This window comes from Rheinheimera sp. WS51 (assembly GCF_050936095.1).
In the GTDB taxonomy this organism is placed as follows: Bacteria; Pseudomonadota; Gammaproteobacteria; order Enterobacterales; family Alteromonadaceae; genus Alishewanella.
In genome coordinates this window covers 38,359-58,120 of record NZ_JBOTRC010000001.1, presented here as the reverse complement: position 1 = coordinate 58,120, position 19,762 = coordinate 38,359, and the positions used below count along the sequence as shown (strand labels likewise).

The following is a 19,762-nucleotide window of genomic DNA, read 5'->3' as shown; positions in this document are numbered from 1 at the left end:
ATAGCCTAAGTGCTGATTAAAAATAGTTGATTAAATACTATGGAAATTGAGCAAATTGAAATATTGGAGTTCCTGAAGCGGCATTCACCGTTTCAGGAGCTCCCTGAGCAAGAGCTACTTGAGATAGCCTTAAGTATTGATATTGCCTACTTTCAAGCTGGCAGCGAAATTTTAACTTTTAATCAGCCACTTAGCGCCTTGCATTTAATTCGTAGTGGAGTAGTAGAAACCTTTCGTCGAAATGGTGATTTATATAATCGCTTAACTGAAGGCGGTCTTTTCGGTGAACAAGGCTTACTACGCGGTAATAAAGCCCGATTCCCAGCAACCGCAGTTGAAGATAGCCTTATTTATTTAATTCCAGATCAGGTCTTTCAAAAAATATTCGATAGCAATGATTTTTTTGCAGACTATATAGAAGTTGGTGACACCGAGCGGCAAAAATCAGCTAAAACCATTAAAAAGGCTGAAACAGACTTATTAAGCGCCCAAGTTAAAACGCTAATTAGACGCGAGCCTGTGTCCATAGTGGACTCAGCTAGTGTTTGGCAAGCCGCGCAGCTGATGACAGAACAAGGTGTATCTTGCCTGCTTATTTTATACGATGATAAACAGCCAGAGCGAGCAGGCACCCTAGCCGGTATTATGACCGATCGTGATATACGATCTCGTTTAGTCGCACCAGGGCAAAAATCGGAAATTCCTGTTAGCGATATCATGTCGACCGAGTTAGTTACAATTGAGCATCAGCAATATATCTTTGAGGCTATGATGCTAATGCTGCGCTATAACATTCATCACCTACCCATTTTAAATAAACACAAACCCGTAGGTATTGTTGCCCTCTCCGATATTATTCGTTATGAATCACAAAACAGTTTATTCGTTGTTAGCAGTATTTTTCGACAACAAAGTGTTGCCGAGTTAAGCACCTTAGTGCCTGATGTAGAGGCCTGTTTTGTTAGAATGGCTAACGAAGATGCTAACTCGCAAATGATTGGCAGTGCTATGGCCGCTATTGGTCGCAGCTTTAAGCAACGACTAATTGAACTGGCCGAACAAGAACTAGGCCCTCCGCCAATACCTTATTGCTTTTTAGCCCTTGGCTCTATGGCTAGAGATGAACAGCTGATTGTCACTGATCAAGATAATGCATTAATTTTAGATAATAGCTTTGACCCTAAGCTGCATGACGACTATTTTTTAAAGCTGGCGAATATTGTCTGTGATGGTTTAGCGCTGTGTGGTTACACCTATTGTACAGGTGGTATCATGGCAACAAATAAGCAATGGCGGCAACCGCTTAAAGTCTGGCAACACTATTTTACCGACTGGATAAACACACCTACCGCAGAGCGCTTACTGCATAGCTCTATTTTCTTTGATTTAGATCCGGTAGCCGGCCAAACACGCTGGGCCGATCAATTAAACCAATTAATATTAAAGCAAGCAAAAAACAATCAGCACTTTTTAGCCTGCATGACTCGTAATGCTTTGCAACGCACGCCACCGCTTGGCTTTTTTCAAGACTTTGTTATGGAAAATGATGGCCGACAAAATAACAGCTTAAATATTAAGCGCCGCGGTACAGCGCCTATGGTTGATCTTATTCGAGTGCATGCTTTAGCTATTGGCTCTGATGCAACCAATTCTTTTGAACGACTAAACGATATTATTGCCGCCAATATATTACCTAAGGGCCGAGGTGAAGATTTACGTGATGCCTATGAAGTTATTGCCATGGCTCGCATTAAACAGCAAGCTTTAGCCATGCAAACCGGAGAAACGGTTGACAATAACATAATGCCTGAGCATTTATCTGAATTTGAACGAAAGCATTTAAAAGCTGCCTTTTCAGTATTAAGTAATGCGCAAAAGTTTCTTAAATATCACTTTAGGGCCTAAGCTATGCTATATCTAGGACCTGAAAAAAAAGCAATTCAGCAAGTGTCTAAGCTAGATAGCGGCATTACTGACTGGCAACAGTATTATCAACAACAAGCCTCTGCAGTAAAGCATCCATTATTAAAGCAGTTCTATCAAGCTGGCATGGTCTTAGCAAATACCCCTATTAGCCAGGTACCTTTGCTTGCTCTTGATTTTGAAACGACCGGCTTAGATCCTGCCAACGCTGGCATTGTGAGTATTGGCTTAGTGCCTATGACCTTAACTCACATTGCTAGCTCGCAAGCTAGACAATGGCTAATTAAGCCTAAATTTGCTTTAGACGAAGGGTCTATTACCCTGCATGGCATAACCCATTCTGATATTACTCAAGCACCCGATATTATAGATATTTTACCGCAACTACTGCCTTACCTTGCCGGTAAGGTTATTGTTGTTCATTATCGCGGCATTGAGCGGCCATTTTTACAAGCGGCATTACAAGATAGATTAGCAGAAAGCATTGCTTTCCCTGTTATTGATACTATGGAGCTTGAAGCCCGCTTACACCGTAAAAAACAAAAAAAGTGGTGGCGTAGTTGGCATCCGATAAAACCAAAGAAACAAACTTCTATTAGATTAGCAGATAGCCGAAGCCGTTATAATTTACCAGCTTATCGGCCGCATCATGCTGTCACTGACGCTATTGCCTGTGCCGAGTTACTGCAGGCGCAAATAGCAGCTCGGTTTTCACCCGACACTCCTATAGAGCAACTTTGGTGCTAAATTAACCAATAGTGCTTTCACTGTTGCTTTTCTTAGTGAATACTATCACTTGTACTGATCTCTAAATAAGTATGCTGGAGAGCAAAATGAAACTGTTGTTAAAACGTGTTGCTAAAACCCCAGGCCAGCGTTTGCTGTTACTCTTATTAGTATTAGCCTTATTTAGCACTGCCATTTATAGTGGCTTGTTACAACAACGTTTAATTAATCCCTTACTTGCTCCACTAGACAATCAAGCGCATTCAGCGTTAAAACAAAGCCTAATGTTAAGCAGTGCCTCATTCGCAACCGCCCGCTTAATTGATCGCGGTATTGCTTTTGTGTCAGAGGCAGAAGTTGGCGTAGGTGTCGCTAGCGTGAAACCCGGTCAGTTACTAAAGCCTTTGCAAGATATGGCAGTGCGCTACTCCGATTTGATGGTGGTCGCTATGACGTCTGTTGGCATCCAACTATTTTTATTAGAGTTTGGCAAAGTTGCCGCTTTACCTCTGTTTGGCAGTGGCATTATCGTCACGGCATTAGCCTTGTTACTTGGCCCAAAAGCTTGGCAACAAAGTGGGCTATTTTTGCTGCGTGCCTTTATTGCTTTGCTGCTAATCATCCGGATAGGCATTCCCGTTGCCGCCTTTAGCGTTGCAGCCTTGTCAAACTGGGTTTTAGAGCCACAGCGCGTTGCAGCGCAGGCTGCTCTATCAGGCTCTACAGCAACACTGAGCATTGAACCGGCCATGCCTGCAGAAGATAGCGGCGCTTTAAGCTGGCTTAAATCGAGTGCGAATACTGCCAATGAAGTGTTTAGCGCTGTAAAAAACTTTACCGATGATATGGTAGAAAACCTAGTGCAGCTCATCGTTGTTTACACCTTACAAACCCTAGTATTTCCGCTATTATCACTGTGGTTGCTGTGGCACTTAGGCCGTTGGTTTACATTGAAACCTAAGCTAAATAGCTTAGCCGTCACATCCTAGGCTACAGCATAAAGAGGCCTTTACGTTAAACTTGTTGATTATTTAGTTTATAAAATCTCGATTTACATCCGTAGCTTAGCTACATTAATAACATAAAAGTAGTATAATAAATGTAACTTTGAACTCGTTCGTTATATTGCCTGTTGCTTTACTAATACGTATAGCAGCATCATTTTCGACATTGCAGCTGAGAAAGACTATTGGATAACGCTGAATTTATTCAAAAACGTAAATTTATTGTCAAACTTGGCAAAATGCTGCACAAGTATGGCACACCTGCATATCGTCTTGAAGCTCACTTAAATGAGTTAACCCAACACTTGAAGCTAAAAGGCTCCTTTATTATTTCTCCAACGGCAATGACCTTTGTTATTTGGAGTGAAGGCCATGAACAAGAATACACCCATGCCGAACGCGTTGACCCTGGCGGCATGGACTTAGGCTCTCTCTCACGCTCGGATGATTTAGTTGAACAACTATTGCGCGGTGAGATCAGCATCCAGCAAGCCGATGCAATGCTAGATATTATTCATGATCGCCCTAGTTCATACGGTCATATCGCGACTGCTTTTGCTATGGCCTTATCAGGTGGCGCCTTTGCTATGTTAATGGCGACCAGCTGGAATGATGTGTTATGGTCAGCTTTGCTCTCATTAATGGTTTACTTGTTTATGGTTTGGGCTGAGCGATCTATTCGTATTGCCCATATGCTTGAGCCCTTAGTTGCAATGGCTGCCGCTATTGCCGCTTGTGCTATTAGTCGCTATATCGACCCTGGTATTAATATTCGTTTAGTGGTTTTATCTGCCATTATTGTGTTTATACCCGGCCTAGCGTTAACCCTTGGGTTTGCGGAACTTGCTGCTAGGCATCTTGTATCCGGCAACGCTAGGGTAATGGATGCCTTAATGCTGTTATTTAAGTTGTATTTTGGTGCTTTTATCGGCATAGAAATTGGCTTTTATTTATTTGGCCAGGTCGACTTTATTAAACCCGCACCAATACCACATGTAATGGCATGGCTAGCTATAGGCATTTTGGGTTGCTCGTTAATGGTGTTATTTAAAAGTAGAGGCAAGTACACCTTATGGTCATTAGCATCCGGCTTTATTGCTTATGGCGTTAGCATAACCGGCGCTGACTTATTTGATTACACTTTAGGGGCTTTTTTAGGGGCCTTCGCGGTTGGTATTTATAGTAATATTTTTACTCGACTGGCCAATGCGCCAGCAGCTATTGTAGCAACCCATGGTTTAATCGTATTAGTGCCAGGCAGTAAAACCTATATAGGCTTAAATAGCCTTATTTCTGGTCAAGAATTTGTCGTCTCTACCGGTATTGGCCAACAAACCTTCTTAATTTTTATGGCTTTAGTGGCTGGAATTATCTTTGCTAATGTAGCATTACCTCCGCGCAAAAGCTTGTAGGAGTTAGTATGTCTAATCGTAGTTATTTACGTTCTTTACGCTTAGGTCATGCCCTACGTGAAACGTTTGCTGAAGGTTATAACAAGCAGAAGCTGCTTAAAGATATTCTTGCAGGCATTACTGTTGGTATTATTGCTATTCCATTAGCCATGGCTTTAGCTATTGCCAGTGGCGTAGCCCCTCAATACGGTTTATATACGGCCATTATTGCTGGCTTTATTATCGCCTTAACTGGTGGCTCACGCTTTAGCTCGCTCTGCTGCTAACTTTAAAGCAGGTGCTCAATCCCCTATCGCCAGCATGGTGCATGCCATAGTACTGCTTCTCGCCCTAGTTATATTGGCACCAGTGCTTTCATATCTACCTATGGCTGCCTTAGCTGCCTTGTTATTAATGGTGGCTTGGAATATGAGTGAAGCCCCTAAGGCATTGCAATTATTTAAAACGGCACCTTACAGTGATATCTGGGTGTTTATTTGCTGCTTTTCTTTAACCGTACTGTTTGACATGGTTATTGCTATTACAGCAGGGATTGTTTTAGCCGCATTACTCTTTATGAAACAAATTGCGGCTATGACTAAAGTAACCGACATCAGCCAACATAAAAAACATATTTCGACTGCTTTACCTGAAGGCTGGCTAGCGTTAAAAATTAGTGGGCCATTATTTTTTGCAGCGGCAGACCGTGTTTTTGCTGATATTGCTCAAATAAGTGCCAATAGCAAGGGCATTATTTTATATATGGATGGCATGCCTTTATTAGATGCCGGTGGCTTAGCCGCTTTAAATAAGTTTATTACCCAGTGCCGAGCTGATAATACCAAGCTGCTTATTGCCGACTTAGCCTTTCAACCATTAAAAACCTTAGCAAGGGCCAAAGTTCAACCTGAACCCGGCGTATTAAGTTTTTATTCAACCTTAAGTGAAGCCATAGACTCTCTTGATCAAAAAATGCGTTAGATGTATCTAGCACGAGTTAAATATTGAACACTTCTTTGTTAAATATTGTAAGTTCAGCTTAAAAGTAACTATTAATATTGCTAAGCTAACAATGTGATTATGATTAATTAAGGTGACTCTTGCGCTACTTTATTTTGTTACTGCTATCTATTATCAGTTTAAGTCCTAGGGCAGAAAGTGCTTGTGATCACGATAATTGTGCTGATAATTCGCATTATATGTTCAGCCTAAGCTTAGGCTATGGTCAACGCTCAAACCCATTATACGGTGGTCCTGAGTTGCCTTTGGTCTTACTGCCCGATTTTTATTATTACGGCGACAATTGGTTTTTCGATAACGGAAAACTAGGCGCGACATTACCGTTAACCCCCGAATGGCAATTAAGCCTAGTTAGCCAACTGAACCCTGAAAAAGGCTATTTTAAAAAGTGGTTCAGCAGTAACTACACAACTTTAGGTATAGGACTGCCAATGCCATCTTATCCAAATTATACTGTGGCTAAACAGCCTGAGATGGAGCCTGTTACTATTCAACAAGTGAGTAAAAGACCAACTGCTTTTGATGCAGGACTTCAAGCCGATTGGTTTAAACAAAGCTGGCAGGCTCAAGCAGTAATATGGCAAGATATTAGTAGTAGCTATCATGGCCAGCATGCTAGCGCTAGCCTAGCTAAAAGCTGGCAGCATTTTTCAGGCACCTGGCAACTAACTGGCCGACTTTATTGGAAAAGCGCTAAATTAATTAATACCTATTATGGTATTAGCCATGAAGATACTTATCAAACCCAGCAATACCAAGCTAAAGCCAGCTGGCAACCTGAAATTAGTCTGCAGTGGCGACATTCCTTATCAGAACGCACTACACTTGTCGGATTATTGCGTTATTTATATTTGGATACAGCCATGACTCAAAGTCCTCTAATTCGTTCTGATCATATAACGACCTGGTTCTTTGGTATTAATTACCGGCTACTTTGATGCAAGGTTTTTTATTAGTAATGGCGTTAGCCGTAGCTTCTGAAGCAGAGCAATGCAATGCAGGCGTATGCTGGCAGGTTAGTCCTAGTACCTGTATTACAGAGCGTATTGACCAACCATGTCAATCGCCTCTTTCTGTACAATGGCACAGCCAGAATCAACAGTCTCTGTGTATAGTTTTAGCTAAACAAAACTTACACTGTTGGTCTTCTGCAAGTTCAGGAAGCTGGCAACAGGCCATTCCATGGGCTAATGAAACTCTTTTTTTAAAAACAGAAGCTAACACCTTTATTCTTCAAACTAAACTAAAAGTACTTAGTCGCCAGCCAGTTAAGCGCAGGCGGCTAAATGGACCTTGGAGCCTATTTTAATGACCAAAATTTTGCTAGTTGAAGATGATAATCGGCTCGCCTCCTTAGTTCAGAGCTTTTTAATCCAAAATGGTTTTGATGTTCAATGCCAAGCAAGGGGCGATGCTGTTGCAGAGCATTGCCGACAGTTTCAACCTGATGTCATTGTGCTTGACTTAATGCTTCCTGGTTTAGATGGTTTTGCTGTCTGTAAGCAATTACGACCTTGGTATAAAGGGCCAATACTTATTTTAACTGCAAAACAAAGCGATATTGATCAAGTTCTTGGTTTAGAGCTTGGTGCCGACGATTATGTAATTAAACCGGTAGAGCCTCGCGTGTTAGTCGCACGTATTAATGCCTTACTTCGTCGAGGTCATGTCGGTAATCAGTCGGCGCAAAAAGAGCTTCAGTTTGGTCAGCTGCAATTAAAGCAAGCCGCTCGTGAAGCTTGGTTAGATCAACAAAGAATAGAGCTTACTAGTTATGAATTTGATTTATTATGGATGCTTGCCCAGCATGCTGGACAAACCTTAAAGCGCGAAGCAATCCACCAACAAATTATTGGCCGTGAATATGATGGTTTAGATCGTACCGTCGATGTACGCGTATCTCACTTGCGACGTAAACTTGGCGACAATGCCGAAACTCCTTTTCGAATTAAGACCGTATGGGGTAAAGGATACTTATTTGTTGCAGATGCATGGCAGTAGTCACCTAATATGCAGCGTTTATTCTGGCACTTCTATGGCTTTATCTTTTTAGTTTTGCTCGGTAGCGGTTGGGCTGTAGAGCAATTATGGCAACAATGGCAGCCTAATCAATTACCCGTTTGGCTAGCAAGTTATGAAAAACAGCTGGTTCACAGCCTAAACCAACCCAGCAAGCAATGGCCAGAATTAATTGATCTTACCATCGCGCCTATAGAGACAAAGAGTATCAGCTGGCAACCAGAAGAGCTGACTCAACTACAGCAAGGCCAAGTTATAAAGTTATTTCAAGCAGACGCTGTTTATTTTTACTATTTACAACAACATCAACAGCAGTTATGGGTTATTGGCCCACTACCGCTAACTGAAAACAATAGTGCAACCACTTGGTTTAATTTATTATTTTTTGTTCTTCTGGCTATTTCTTTAGCTTTTTGGCTATGGCCGATAGCGCGAGACATTCGTCACTTACAGCAAGGTTTGCAGAATTTTAATAAGCACACTACGCCTAACTTAACCTTACCTAATCACAGTGTAATGGCTCCTATTAGCCAAAGTGTCCAGCAATTAACAACGCAAATTCATAACTTGCTTAACCTACAGCAAGAAATGACTCAAGCGGTATCACATGAATTACGCACGCCCATCGCACGCTTAAATTTTGCCTTAGAAATGGCTTATCAACTTCCAGAACAAGATAGACAAATGATGCTGCAAGATGTGCGAGAACTGCAACAGTTAGTCGATGAGATTTTAGATTATGCTCGCTTAGAAACAGCAGAGTCGCCGCTGAATAACCAACATATTAATTTAACTGAGCTGCTAACAAATTTACAAGAGAAGCTAAGCCCCTTACCAGGTGCCGCCATCAGTATGCAATTAACGGATGATGCTATAATTTACGGCGACGGTCATTATTTAGAGCGAGCTATTCAAAATATTATTGTCAATGCTAAGCGATATGCTAAACAAACCATCAGCCTATCTTTACTTCCTATTGAACATGGTTGGCAAATTATTGTAGAAGACGATGGCCCAGGAATTCCAAACGCACTACATAAGCAAGTATTAGAGCCCTTTTATCGCCAGGAAAGCAGTAGGAATAAACAAGGTGGAGGCTTTGGTTTAGGTTTAGCTATAGTTAAGCGTATAATGCAGTGGCATAAAGGAAAAATTAGCATTAGCGACTCTGTTTTGGGTGGTGCCTGTTTCACCTTAACCTTAATTCACTATAAGCCAGAATAACTTAAGCCTTAATAGCAGTTTATTAGCACTATACAGCGAAAGTCTTTATCATAGCGTCCCCTGTTTCTAGGAGCTGTACCCAATGACAAAAACACCTGCTTGGCTAATTATCTTATTGGCCGCCATTGTTGCAACAACGCCATTAGCCATTGATATGTATCTTCCTGCTATGCCCATAATGGCCGAACAACTGCATACCTCTATTGGCATGGTACAGCAATCGTTAAGTATTTTTTTAGCCGCTTATGGCCTAAGCATGCTGATCTGTGGTCCGCTTGCCGATCGGTTTGGCCGCAGGCCTTTAGCCTTAATTGGCTTATCAGGCTTTATTGTTGCAAGTGTCATTTTAAGCTTTATGCAAAGTATCGAATGGTTTTTATTCTGGCGCGCCCTACAAGCCTTATTTGGCGCGGCTGCCACAGTGGTAGTTCCTGGCATTGTTCGCGATATCTACCAGAAAAACACAGCAAAAGGCATGTCTTACGTATCTATGATTATGATGCTAGCACCACTGATAGCGCCAGCCATTGGCAGTGGCATTTTATGGTTAAGTAGCTGGCAAGTGATCTTTATCGTCTTGGCTATTTATGGCTTACTTATTGTCACCCTAAGTTGGCGCTACCTGCCTGAGGGCAAGCCACAACAAACAAGCCAAAAGCCACAGTTGTTATCTGGGTATAAAATTGTATTCGCTAAAAAAACAGCTAGACCTAACATAGCAACATCTATGTTTGCTTCTTTTTCATTCTTTTGTTTTTTAACTGCTGTGCCCTTTGTTTACATTGAATATTTTCACGTTAACGAACAGCAATTTAGTTTATTATTTGGCTTTAATGTTGCCATGTTAATGTTAGCTAACTTTATTAATAGCCGCATAGTCACTCGACTAGGGCCACAGCGAATGCTCAGGTTAGGTTTAGGCTTAGCTTTAATTAGCGCCAGTGCCTTAACTTTATTTAACTTTTGGCAATACCCTTTAATTTATACCGTGCTAAGTATCGCGCCGTTAATGGCAAGTTTAAGCCTTATTGCAACTAATGCCGATGCCATGATTATTATGGAGTTTCCTGACAATAGCGGTACGGCAACAGCGGTCATTGGCACCTTACGCTTTGGTAGTGGCGCCTTAGCTGGCCCCTTACTCGCCTGGCTTTACAATGCCACCGCCTTACCCTTTTCATTACTTATGCTAACAGGCGTTTTACTTATTGCGGTTAGCCAGTTGTGGCATAAAATCCCCGTGCAGCAGCAAGCTTAAATTTTACAGGCACCGCCAATACAATCATCATCCTCGTTCTGCTGTAGCGCCTCAGCTGCAGCAGCACGAGTTATTTCCTCTTGCTGTTGCTGCACGTTTTGTTCTGCAGTATCAAAATCTAAGTGGTCGAGGTCAAAATCTAATTCAGACATAAGGGCTCCAATTGCGAATTATGCCAATTAAAAATAGCCGTCAAGTCTAGCAAGTTTCAGCTGCAACCTAAAGCGGATTTAAGCAATGCAGGATTGATCTGAAGTTGTTAGAATACAGCAGCTATTTTGCCCACCGCTTGTAGGAGTTTGCTATGACCCGTTTGACCATTCTTACCCCAGATGATTGGCATTTACATTTTCGTGATGATGATATGCTGCACGAAACTGTACCCGCAACTGCCCGCCAGTTTGCTCGCGCTATTGTAATGCCAAACCTAGTGCCTCCGGTCATTAATGCCGATATGGCTAATGCTTATCGGCAACGTATCTTAGCGGCTAGGCCACAAGGCAGCACCTTTGAGCCTTTGCTTACTTTGTTTTTAACAGACAAAACAACTAAAGACGACATTAAACAAGCCAAAGCTGCTGGCGTTGTCGCAGCCAAGTTATACCCTGCAGGTGCGACAACTAATTCATCAGATGCCGTCAGTGCCTTAGAAAGTCTCTACCCGGTATTTGAGGCCATGGCTGAAGCGGGTATGTTATTACTAGTACATGGTGAAGTAACCGATCATGATATCGATATCTTTGATCGAGAAAAACTATTTATTGACCGTTATTTACAGCATATTGTCGCTAAGCTGCCTAGCTTAAAAGTGGTATTTGAGCATATCACTACCGCTGATGCGGTAAGCTTTGTTACAGAAGCGCCAGCCAATATTGCCGCGACTATTACACCACAGCATTTGCTATTAAACCGTAATGACTTATTAGTCGGTGGTGTAAGACCCCATAACTATTGTTTACCGGTTTTAAAGCGGCGCACCCACCAAGAAGCCTTACGGGCAGCGGTAGCTTCAGCTAATACTAAATTTTTCTTAGGCACAGACTCAGCCCCTCATGCCCAGCACGCTAAAGAATCTGCTTGCGGCTGTGCCGGTTGTTATAGCGCCCATAGTGCTATTGAGCTATACGCCCAAGTATTTGATGATTTAGGCTGCTTAGAAAACCTAGAAGGTTTTGCCAGCCATTATGGCGCTGATTTTTACGGTTTACCCCGCAACACCAGCACAGTGACCTTAGAAAGAAAAGAATGGCAAGTGCCAGATCAAATTATCTTACCAAACGGTAAGCCCATAGTGCCTTTCTTCGCCGGTAAAACTTTAGACTGGAAGCTAGTGTAACTATTGGCCTTAAAAGTTAGCTTTTTAAATAACTCAGCAGCCGCTCCAACGCGCGGTAGCTGAGTGCTTCCATAATATGGGCTTTGCTAATATCGGTTTGTAACTGTAAATCAGCTATAGTGCGCGCCACTTTTATTACCTTATGATAAGTACGGGCAGACAGCTTAAAGCGATGAATAGTATCCTCTAAAAAACTCGCATCGGCTTGGCTTAACGGGCAATATTTAGCTATTTCTCGGCCATTTAATCTCGCATTGGCTTTGCCTTGGCGCTGTATTTGAATATCTCTTGCCGCTAATACTCTTTCGCGCACGCTAGCACTACTTTCCTCGTGGCACTCTTGGCTTAACATACCTTTGGGGAGCAAAGGCACTTCAATTTGCAATTCTATACGATCAATAAAAGGTCCTGATAAACGGTTTAAGTAGCGCATTACTTGCTCTGGTGAAGAGCGGCCATCTTCATGATGACCGGTAGGGCTTGGATTTAAAGCAGCCACTAATTGAAATTGCGCCGGAAATTCAGCTTGTCTTGCCGCGCGGCTAATATGCACTTTGCTGGTTTCTAACGGCTCTCGAAGCACATCTAATACTTTTCGCGGGAATTCAGGCAATTCATCTAAAAATAAAATGCCATGATGAGCTAATGAAATTTCGCCCGGCCTAGGCACTGACCCGCCTCCTACTAAAGCCACAGCAGAGCTAGTATGGTGCGGGCTTCGAAAAGGACGCTGCTGCCAATCAGTTAAGTTACGCGTTAAGCCTGCAATAGAGTAAATAGCCGCAGTCGCTAATGCCTCCGGCTCAGTCAAGGGCGGCATTATGCTAGGCAGGCGCTGAGCTAGCATAGATTTCCCGGTACCTGCAGGGCCTAACATCAATAGATTATGCTCACCCGCAGCGGTTATCTCCAATACCCGTTTAGCATGCGCTTGGCCTTTAACATCGGCTAAATCGGCCTGTTGCTCGGTTTGGGCAACCGGCAAGGCTGGAATAGCCGGCAAGGCTTGCTGCGCCAACAAAAAACTATGCACTTGCAGTAGGTGATCTGCACCATGCACGGCAACATTAGTGACTTGCTGAGCTTGTTGAGCATTTAACATTGGCAGCACTATCGCGCGTTTAGCTTCTCGGCAGGCTATGGCTACAGGAATTTCGCCTAAAATAGGCCGGATCTCACCGGATAACGCTAACTCACCACAGAATTCAAAACCTAACAGACTTTTTTCTGCTAACTGGCCACTGGCAACAATAATGCCTAGTGCGATAGGTAAGTCAAAACGACCGCCTTCTTTGGGTAAGTCTGCCGGCGCTAAATTAACCGTAATTTTACGATCAGGAAATGCAAAGCCACTATTCACCATAGCACTGCGCACTCTATCCCTTGATTCTTTAACTGAGGTTTCAGGTAAACCAACTAATTGAAATGCCGGTAAACCATTACTAATATGCACTTCTACTGTGACTAAAGGCGCATCTAACCCATAACGTGCTCGACTATATACCACCGCTAATGACATCCGCTGTCCTTGAATAACCTTAATAAACATTAAATTAACTTTTAGCACAAAAATATCATATAGCAAGCTCTGTTACTGCCAGTACTTAGCTTTAACCCTATTGAAATACGCCGGTTAAGCTGTTGCAATACTAAAGATGATAATCACTATTTCTCTGATGATTTTAACTATATCTTTGGCTATAACTTTGGCTTCTTGCCAAACTACGGTAGCATAACGCCTTTAGGGTTAATTATTAGGTACTATGACGGATTTATCTGCTTCGCCATTTAATCAAGAACAACTACAACAATGGTTTGATACGGCAACGTTTCATCGCGCTCAAGCTTACCTGCAAGCGGGTAAAGTATTAAAACTAGAGCATAACGACGATTTATCCGATATTACTGCACAAGTGTGGGGAGCGGCTTTCGCGCCTTACCGTCAATACATTAGTCTGTCGCAAAAAAATGGCTACTGGCAGTTGCAAAATAGATGCACTTGCCCTGTTGGTGCCAACTGTAAGCATGTGCTTGCTGTGCTGCTTAAATTACAACGCGACTATCAGCACTACAAATTACAAATCAAACAACAACCTTTTCTTGCTCTAGATAGCTGGTTTGATCAAGTTGAAAAAACTCTTAAACCTAAAACTGAAGATAAAGACACCATTTTATATTTATTTTCCTATGGGCAAGCGGGTTTACAACTGAACCCAAGACGAGTGAGAGTAAGTAAAAAAGGCGGTTACACTAAAGGTACGGCAATTGGTAAATATGACTTAGTAAGCCCAACTATGCCAGCATGGATTGATAAGCAAGATTATCGCCTACTCTCCTACTTTCGCGCGCAAAGTCAGCATGACTTACCCATACTAGAAGGCGAGTGGGGATATTTATTACTACAACAGCTGTTAGAGACTGGCCGCTGTTTTTTTAGTGAAGCTCGCCATACCGTGCGCTGGGGCGCTAAGCAACAAATGCAGTTTCGCTGGCAAAGCACAGAGGGCGGACAGCAGCTAAGTTGGTGTGGTGATGATGAAGAAACTAAGCTAGAGCTAGTCTATACCGAGCCACCTTGTTATTTAAATACTAACACCTACACCTTAGGCGAACTAGGTACTGAGTTAACTAGCCAACAACTTCGTTTACTAAAGAAGATGCCGGTTATTCCACAGCAAGCCTTAGCTTCCAGTATAGGTAGGTTACAGCAGTTATTTAAAAAACAAGCCTTACCCGTACCGAATGCCTCGGGCGTAAAACAAATTACTAGTGCTCCTAAGCCAGTACTGCAATTAAAAATGTTAGCACTGCAGCCAAAGCAACGACGTGAGCCGATGGCCATATTGCAGTTTAATTATGCCGGTTATCTATTGCCGCTAAGTTTAACAGAGCCACAAACAGAGCAGTTTGATGGCGAAGATACCGTTTTTATCAAACGTAGCCGTAACTCTGAAGTGAATGCCTTAGAACAATTAATCGAGCTAGATTTACAACAAGTTGATATTACAACAGCTCCTTGGCAAAAGCAGGGCTGCTTTAATCCTGGCACAGGGCCAGACAACCCCATGTTATGGCAGCCACTTTTAGACGCCTTGCCACAATTAGAACAACAGGGCTGGCAAATCCAACGTGACGAAGACTTTAATTTAGATATATTAGCTCAGGCCCCCTATTTACAAGTTGAAGATAGCCAAGGTGGCGGTTTTTCACTGGCAGTTCATGTTGATATAGATGGCCAACAAGTCCCGTTATTGCCTTTAATTAGCCAATGGTTACGCCAACATGGCCTACCCGAGGCCAATAAGCCTATATGGCTGTCATTACCTCAAGGTAAATTAGCCTTAGCCCCTGAGCTAATTCAGCCGTTTATAGACACTATTTTACAACTACTTAATCCTGCTAAACCGGCCTTTAGTCTTGAACTGCCTGCCTTTAAAGCCGCTTTACTGCCTGAAGAAATTGGCAAGGATTTAAAGTTTCTTAATGCTCAAAGAGCCCAAAAACTAAGCCAGCTACTACATAATTTTAGTGGTATTGATGTCTGCGCAGCCCCACAAGGCCTACAAGCTGAGTTACGTGACTATCAGCACCAAGGCTTAAACTGGTTAGAGTTTCTACGCCAGTATGGCTTAGGCGGTATTTTGGCTGATGATATGGGCTTAGGTAAAACCCTACAGACTCTTAGCTTACTGTTATTACAAAAGCAACAAGGTGAATTGAAACACCCCGCTCTTATTATCTGCCCTACCAGTGTATTGGGGAATTGGCTTAATGAAGCGGCCCGCTTTACTCCGCAATTAAAGGTGCTACAAATTCATGGTAATAAACGTCAGGCTTTATTTAATCAATTAGCCGATTATGATGTTTTAGTGACAACTTATCCTTTAGTTGTCCGCGATCATAAGTATTATCAGCAGCAGCCACTCTCTACGGTAATACTTGATGAGGCTCAGCATATTAAAAATGCCGGCAGCCAAGCCGCTAAAGCCGTTCGATTATTAAAAGCTGAATTTAAATTAGCTTTAACAGGTACCCCATTAGAAAACCATTTAGGGGAATTAAAGTCGATTTTTGATTTTGTTTTACCCGGCTTATTAGGTAACGACACTCACTTTAATCAGGTTTACCGCAAACCAATTGAGAAGAACGGCGATACAGAACGAGCTCATGCTTTAAAACAGCGCATAGCCCCCTTTATTTTACGCCGTACTAAAGCGCAAGTTGCCGCTGAACTGCCCGAGAAAACAGAAATAATTCAACTACTTGACTTAGAGGCTGATCAGCGCAATTTATATGAAAGCATTCGCTTAGTCATGGAAACAAAAATACGCGAGTTGTTTCTTGAAAAAGGCGTAGCCGCTAGCCAAATTCAATACCTAGACGCCTTACTTAAGCTACGCCAGGTGTGCTGTGATGCCCGTTTAGTACCAGTTGAACATGCTCGCTCGGTTAAAAACAATGCAAAATTACAATGGCTGCGGGATACCCTGCCAGAAATGCTAGAAGAAGGCCGCAATATTTTACTGTTTAGTCAGTTTTCTAGTATGTTAACTCTGATTGAAGATGAGTTAAAAGCCCTAGGCATTAGCTATAGCAAGTTAACAGGCCAAACTAAGCATAGACAACAGCAAATAGATGCCTTCCAACAAGGTGATACTCGGGTATTTTTAATTAGCTTAAAAGCCGGCGGCACCGGCTTAAACTTAACCGCCGCCGACACCGTAATTCACTACGATCCTTGGTGGAACCCCGCAGCTGAAGCACAAGCCACAGACCGCGCGCACCGTATTGGCCAAGATAAATCTGTGTTTGTTTATAAACTGATTGCCAGCAATACTGTTGAGCAAAAAGTTCAACAATTGCAGCAGCATAAACAACAGCTGGCCGATCAAATGTTTGCCGGCGGTAAAGGACAGCCTTGGCAAGGCAAAGCTGATGATTTATTGGCTTTATTCAGCACTGATTAATAACCGTTATTTATAGTCCAACATTAAAATTTCGCCGTTTCACTGATGTAAGAAGTTGTTATAGGTAGTAGTGAATGAAATATAAAATTGCCTCAGTTATAGCACTGCTTATGTTGTGCTTGAACCACTTACCACTTGCAGCAGAGCCGACCAGCTTTCGACAAGCCAAAGTTATCGCACAGGCTATTTATGCCCCACAAAGTAACAGCTTTTATTGTGACTGCCCCATTAAATGGCAAGGTAAAAAAGGCTTACCTGACTTAGCAGCCTGCGATTATAGCGTGCGTAAAAATGCAAATCGTGCCAATCGCATTGAATGGGAACATGTTATGCCTGCGCATCACTTTGGCCATCAACGCCAATGCTGGCAGGAAGGCGGCCGTAAGAACTGTATTAAAACAGATGCTGTATTTAAAAAAATGGAAGCTGATTTATATAACTTAAAACCGGCTATAGGTGAAGTTAATGGCGATCGCAGTAATTATCAATTCGCAGTGTTACCCTCTACTACCCCACAGCACGGTGCATGCCCTATTAAGGTCGACTTTAAACAGCGCAGCGTTGAGCCTGCACCAGCAATTAGAGGTGATATAGCACGGATTTATTTTTATATGGCCGACAAATATAACCTCAAGCTATCGCGACAACAGCAACAGCTATTTTTAGCTTGGCATCGTCAAGATCCTGCCGATCAAGAAGAACAAACACTTAACCAGCAAATCAGCAAAGAAATGGGCCACGATAACCCCTTTGTTAGCGGTATTCGTGAATGGCATCTTGGTTACCGCCCACAAGGTTATGGTTTGAATATAAGCGCAGATTAAAACAAAAAGCTTAGTGCCATAGTTTATTTAATTGCCAAGCACTAAGCATTATTCTAAGTCTCGTTTAGCTAGTTGTGTTAGTTATTGAATGATTAACCACAACTAGCTGCTGCTTAATTGAAGCTTCTAATTCTTGGTTTATAACCAAAGGAAACGATTGCGGCTGCAAAATTTCATCAATACACACCCAGCAGTTACGCTGCTGCCGCTTGCCCATATAAAGCGCATTATCTGCTAACTTAATTAAATCTGGCCACTGGATATCTAGCCGCTGTTTTGGCGAGTTAGGGTAAATAACACCACCTATAGTGCAAGTCACCCTAAGGCTAAGCCCTTGCTCAATAGCAAATTCACTTTGATTAATGGCATGACAAATCCGCTGGGCTATTTGATGGTAATCCTCGGTATCAAATAGCCTGGCCACTAATAAAAACTCTTCGCCGCCCCAACGAATAAACAAGTCAGTTTCACGGATAGACTGATTAACTCGACGCGCGAACTCTTTTAATACCTTATCACCCACATCATGGCCATAGGTATCATTTACTTTTTTAAAGTGGTCAATATCAAACAAATAAATAGCAATAGGGTTATATTTATTGCCATCCTTAGAGCGCTTGACAAAATTTATCTCGCGCTGAATATTCTGCTCAAGATAGTGCCTATTATGTAAGCCTGTTAGGCTGTCGAATAAGCTCATGCGCGCGAACTGATCAGCTAATTTTTGTTTTTGCCGTAATTGCAACAGCACCAGCAAAATAAGAAGCAAAAATCCCGCCGCAACAGCGATAGTTAATTGCTTCTGACTTGCTATCTTGCCTTGCTCGGCCGCGGTTAATGCTTTTTCTTTTTCTATTAACTCGCCTTTTAATCTAGACTCTTGCTGCAATCGGCTTAACTCGGCACGAGAAGCTGACTTAGCCGAGTTTTGTTTTAGCAAAGGCTTTAAACGATCAAGATAAAGCGCATAAAAGCGTTTAAGCCCTAATAAACTTAGCGGTTCGTAATTTGAATCAATCATTCTTTGAAATAAATCGTGTTGCACTTCCAACGGGGTTGATTCACTTAAAGATTCACAGCGATCAATGTCATAAGATAGCGCTAATTTAATTTGAATTAGCTGTTGATAACACAGTAAATAATCTGAATTAAACAAATCACTCACAGGTGCTGTAAATGACAATTTTAATTGTTCTTTTGCAAGCTCAGACTGTGCAAGTTCGGCATAAGCTAAACTTGAAAACACTAAGATAGACTGTCTTAAAATAGTAATTTCAGGGTCAACCAACTGAAACCATTTTAACGCTTCTGCATAGTCAGGCTGATGAAATGTTTTAGCAATCCCAAGATTAAAGTAAACTTTTGCTAGCGTTTGTTGCACATAGGATGTAGCAGTGTCATCCTCTTGCTGCATTAACTTAAGCCGTTTAATGGCCTCAAGCATTAGTTTTATGCCTTTGGTAACATATTCGTTATCACCATGCACAATATAAAGGGTAGCTAAATTCAGTGTTATATCGTTTAGTAAATAAACATTAACTATTTCGGCTAAAGGTAATGCCATTTCATAACTACTAAAGGCTTGCTCTAAATCGCCAGTGCTAGATTGCACCCAGGCAATAATACTTAAGGCCTCTGCTGCGACGGCAAGATTATTATCTTCTATAGCCTCTTTTTGTAGCTCTAGTAAAGGAACTAATTTAGCTTCATCATTATCTTTTAATGATGTTAAGCATTTTAAGCGATAGGATAAATCTGGCTTTATGGGTATTAATTCCTGACAAATTTTGTTAACCAGTTCATTATTATTATTGTAATCATGCTGAAAAGCCATTTCACGCGTTAAACGGTAAATTTCAACGTCATCAGTCGACTTCTCTCTTTGCATTTTTAACCAATTAATTCTTTGCTCATAAGACAAACCAGCAAACTTCTCTGGTAATGGAGGCAGGCTTTCTAACGCTGAGATTGTAATATTGTCACTAGACCAAGCTCTTGTCGGTAATATAATGAAAAAGCTTAGGGCAATTATTTTAAGATAGAACTTTATTTGCATTTATTCCCCTAAGT

17 protein-coding genes are annotated in these 19,762 nt (G+C 42.0%); 14 read left to right on the top strand and 3 right to left on the bottom strand.

Annotation, left to right across the window (positions count from 1 at the left end; translation table 11 throughout):
• The first annotated feature begins 39 nt into the window (after positions 1 to 39).
• The 11 genes from ACRCA4_RS00330 to ACRCA4_RS00280 all read left to right on the top strand — a co-directional run bounded on the left by ACRCA4_RS00330 (position 40) and on the right by ACRCA4_RS00280 (position 10,565).
• Positions 40 to 1,905, top strand: a complete 1,866-nt coding sequence (locus tag ACRCA4_RS00330) for a DUF294 nucleotidyltransferase-like domain-containing protein (protein ID WP_433182518.1) — start codon at positions 40 to 42, stop codon at positions 1,903 to 1,905.
• A gap of 3 nt (positions 1,906 to 1,908) precedes the next feature.
• Positions 1,909 to 2,670 carry a 3'-5' exonuclease gene (locus ACRCA4_RS00325; RefSeq protein ID WP_433182516.1) on the top strand — a complete coding sequence of 254 codons (762 nt, stop codon included), beginning with the start codon at positions 1,909 to 1,911 and terminating at the stop codon, positions 2,668 to 2,670.
• A gap of 86 nt (positions 2,671 to 2,756) precedes the next feature.
• Entirely contained in the window at positions 2,757 to 3,638 is an 882-nt protein-coding gene (locus ACRCA4_RS00320) for a hypothetical protein (RefSeq protein WP_433182513.1), read from the top strand.
• Between the two features lie 200 nt (positions 3,639 to 3,838).
• Positions 3,839 to 5,065 carry a threonine/serine ThrE exporter family protein gene (locus ACRCA4_RS00315; RefSeq protein WP_433182510.1) on the top strand — a complete coding sequence of 409 codons (1,227 nt, stop codon included), beginning with the start codon at positions 3,839 to 3,841 and terminating at the stop codon, positions 5,063 to 5,065.
• A gap of 8 nt (positions 5,066 to 5,073) precedes the next feature.
• Entirely contained in the window at positions 5,074 to 5,331 is a 258-nt protein-coding gene (locus tag ACRCA4_RS00310) for a SulP family inorganic anion transporter (protein ID WP_433182507.1), read from the top strand.
• Positions 5,300 to 6,025, top strand: coding sequence for a SulP family inorganic anion transporter (locus ACRCA4_RS00305; protein WP_433182504.1), 726 nt, complete (start codon positions 5,300 to 5,302; stop codon positions 6,023 to 6,025). Before ACRCA4_RS00310 ends, ACRCA4_RS00305 begins: the two co-directional genes overlap by 32 nt.
• 119 nt (positions 6,026 to 6,144) lie before the next feature.
• Positions 6,145 to 7,002 carry a MipA/OmpV family protein gene (locus tag ACRCA4_RS00300; RefSeq protein ID WP_433182501.1) on the top strand — a complete coding sequence of 286 codons (858 nt, stop codon included), beginning with the start codon at positions 6,145 to 6,147 and terminating at the stop codon, positions 7,000 to 7,002.
• Positions 7,002 to 7,373: a DUF3019 domain-containing protein gene (locus tag ACRCA4_RS00295; RefSeq protein WP_433182498.1), complete on the top strand. Its 372-nt coding sequence runs from the start codon at positions 7,002 to 7,004 to the stop codon at positions 7,371 to 7,373. The genes ACRCA4_RS00300 and ACRCA4_RS00295 overlap by 1 nt, the downstream gene beginning before the upstream one ends.
• Positions 7,373 to 8,065 (top strand): winged helix-turn-helix domain-containing protein, encoded by a 693-nt coding sequence (locus tag ACRCA4_RS00290; protein WP_433182495.1) that lies wholly within the window; start codon positions 7,373 to 7,375, stop codon positions 8,063 to 8,065. Before ACRCA4_RS00295 ends, ACRCA4_RS00290 begins: the two co-directional genes overlap by 1 nt.
• Before the next feature lie 9 nt (positions 8,066 to 8,074).
• Positions 8,075 to 9,307, top strand: coding sequence for an ATP-binding protein (locus tag ACRCA4_RS00285; protein ID WP_433182492.1), 1,233 nt, complete (start codon positions 8,075 to 8,077; stop codon positions 9,305 to 9,307).
• An 82-nt stretch (positions 9,308 to 9,389) separates the two neighbouring features.
• Positions 9,390 to 10,565, top strand: coding sequence for a multidrug effflux MFS transporter (locus tag ACRCA4_RS00280; protein WP_433182489.1), 1,176 nt, complete (start codon positions 9,390 to 9,392; stop codon positions 10,563 to 10,565).
• Here ACRCA4_RS00280 and ACRCA4_RS00275 read toward each other — a convergent pair.
• Positions 10,562 to 10,717, bottom strand: a complete 156-nt coding sequence (locus ACRCA4_RS00275; protein WP_433182486.1) for a hypothetical protein — start codon at positions 10,715 to 10,717, stop codon at positions 10,562 to 10,564. The two genes, ACRCA4_RS00280 and ACRCA4_RS00275, sit on opposite strands and share 4 nt — an antisense overlap.
• A gap of 152 nt (positions 10,718 to 10,869) precedes the next feature.
• On the opposite strand from ACRCA4_RS00275, the gene pyrC reads away from it, so the two are divergent.
• Entirely contained in the window at positions 10,870 to 11,901 is a 1,032-nt protein-coding gene (gene pyrC / locus ACRCA4_RS00270; protein WP_433182483.1) for a dihydroorotase, read from the top strand.
• 16 nt (positions 11,902 to 11,917) lie between these two features.
• Here pyrC and ACRCA4_RS00265 read toward each other — a convergent pair whose 3' ends face one another.
• Positions 11,918 to 13,420, bottom strand: a complete 1,503-nt coding sequence (locus ACRCA4_RS00265; RefSeq protein WP_433184378.1) for a YifB family Mg chelatase-like AAA ATPase — start codon at positions 13,418 to 13,420, stop codon at positions 11,918 to 11,920.
• 244 nt (positions 13,421 to 13,664) lie between these two features.
• On the opposite strand from ACRCA4_RS00265, the gene ACRCA4_RS00260 reads away from it, so the two are divergent.
• Together ACRCA4_RS00260 and ACRCA4_RS00255 are read left to right on the top strand one after the other, a co-directional pair.
• Positions 13,665 to 16,868: an SNF2-related protein gene (locus ACRCA4_RS00260; protein WP_433182480.1), complete on the top strand. Its 3,204-nt coding sequence runs from the start codon at positions 13,665 to 13,667 to the stop codon at positions 16,866 to 16,868.
• A 74-nt stretch (positions 16,869 to 16,942) separates the two neighbouring features.
• Positions 16,943 to 17,692: an endonuclease gene (locus ACRCA4_RS00255; RefSeq protein WP_433182477.1), complete on the top strand. Its 750-nt coding sequence runs from the start codon at positions 16,943 to 16,945 to the stop codon at positions 17,690 to 17,692.
• A 64-nt stretch (positions 17,693 to 17,756) separates the two neighbouring features.
• Here ACRCA4_RS00255 and ACRCA4_RS00250 read toward each other — a convergent pair whose 3' ends face one another.
• On the bottom strand, positions 17,757 to 19,748 hold the full coding sequence (locus ACRCA4_RS00250) for a diguanylate cyclase (RefSeq protein ID WP_433182474.1): 1,992 nt from the start codon (positions 19,746 to 19,748) through the stop codon (positions 17,757 to 17,759).
• Between the last annotated feature and the right edge of the window lie 14 nt (positions 19,749 to 19,762).

Excerpts from the sequence above, each read along its gene's own strand:
- ACRCA4_RS00330 (WP_433182518.1), top strand. The coding sequence starts at position 40 with ATGGAAATTGAGCAAATTGAAATATTGGAGTTCCTGAAGCGGCATTCA.
- ACRCA4_RS00325 (WP_433182516.1), top strand. The coding sequence starts at position 1,909 with ATGCTATATCTAGGACCTGAAAAAAAAGCAATTCAGCAAGTGTCTAAG.
- ACRCA4_RS00320 (WP_433182513.1), top strand. The coding sequence starts at position 2,757 with ATGAAACTGTTGTTAAAACGTGTTGCTAAAACCCCAGGCCAGCGTTTG.
- ACRCA4_RS00310 (WP_433182507.1), top strand. The coding sequence starts at position 5,074 with ATGTCTAATCGTAGTTATTTACGTTCTTTACGCTTAGGTCATGCCCTA.
- ACRCA4_RS00295 (WP_433182498.1), top strand. The coding sequence starts at position 7,002 with ATGCAAGGTTTTTTATTAGTAATGGCGTTAGCCGTAGCTTCTGAAGCA.
- ACRCA4_RS00290 (WP_433182495.1), top strand. The coding sequence starts at position 7,373 with ATGACCAAAATTTTGCTAGTTGAAGATGATAATCGGCTCGCCTCCTTA.
- ACRCA4_RS00285 (WP_433182492.1), top strand. The coding sequence starts at position 8,075 with ATGCAGCGTTTATTCTGGCACTTCTATGGCTTTATCTTTTTAGTTTTG.
- ACRCA4_RS00280 (WP_433182489.1), top strand. The coding sequence starts at position 9,390 with ATGACAAAAACACCTGCTTGGCTAATTATCTTATTGGCCGCCATTGTT.
- ACRCA4_RS00275 (WP_433182486.1), bottom strand. The coding sequence starts at position 10,717 with ATGTCTGAATTAGATTTTGACCTCGACCACTTAGATTTTGATACTGCA.
- pyrC (WP_433182483.1), top strand. The coding sequence starts at position 10,870 with ATGACCCGTTTGACCATTCTTACCCCAGATGATTGGCATTTACATTTT.
- ACRCA4_RS00265 (WP_433184378.1), bottom strand. The coding sequence starts at position 13,420 with ATGTCATTAGCGGTGGTATATAGTCGAGCACGTTATGGGTTAGATGCG.
- ACRCA4_RS00260 (WP_433182480.1), top strand. The coding sequence starts at position 13,665 with ATGACGGATTTATCTGCTTCGCCATTTAATCAAGAACAACTACAACAA.
- ACRCA4_RS00255 (WP_433182477.1), top strand. The coding sequence starts at position 16,943 with ATGAAATATAAAATTGCCTCAGTTATAGCACTGCTTATGTTGTGCTTG.
- ACRCA4_RS00250 (WP_433182474.1), bottom strand. The coding sequence starts at position 19,748 with ATGCAAATAAAGTTCTATCTTAAAATAATTGCCCTAAGCTTTTTCATT.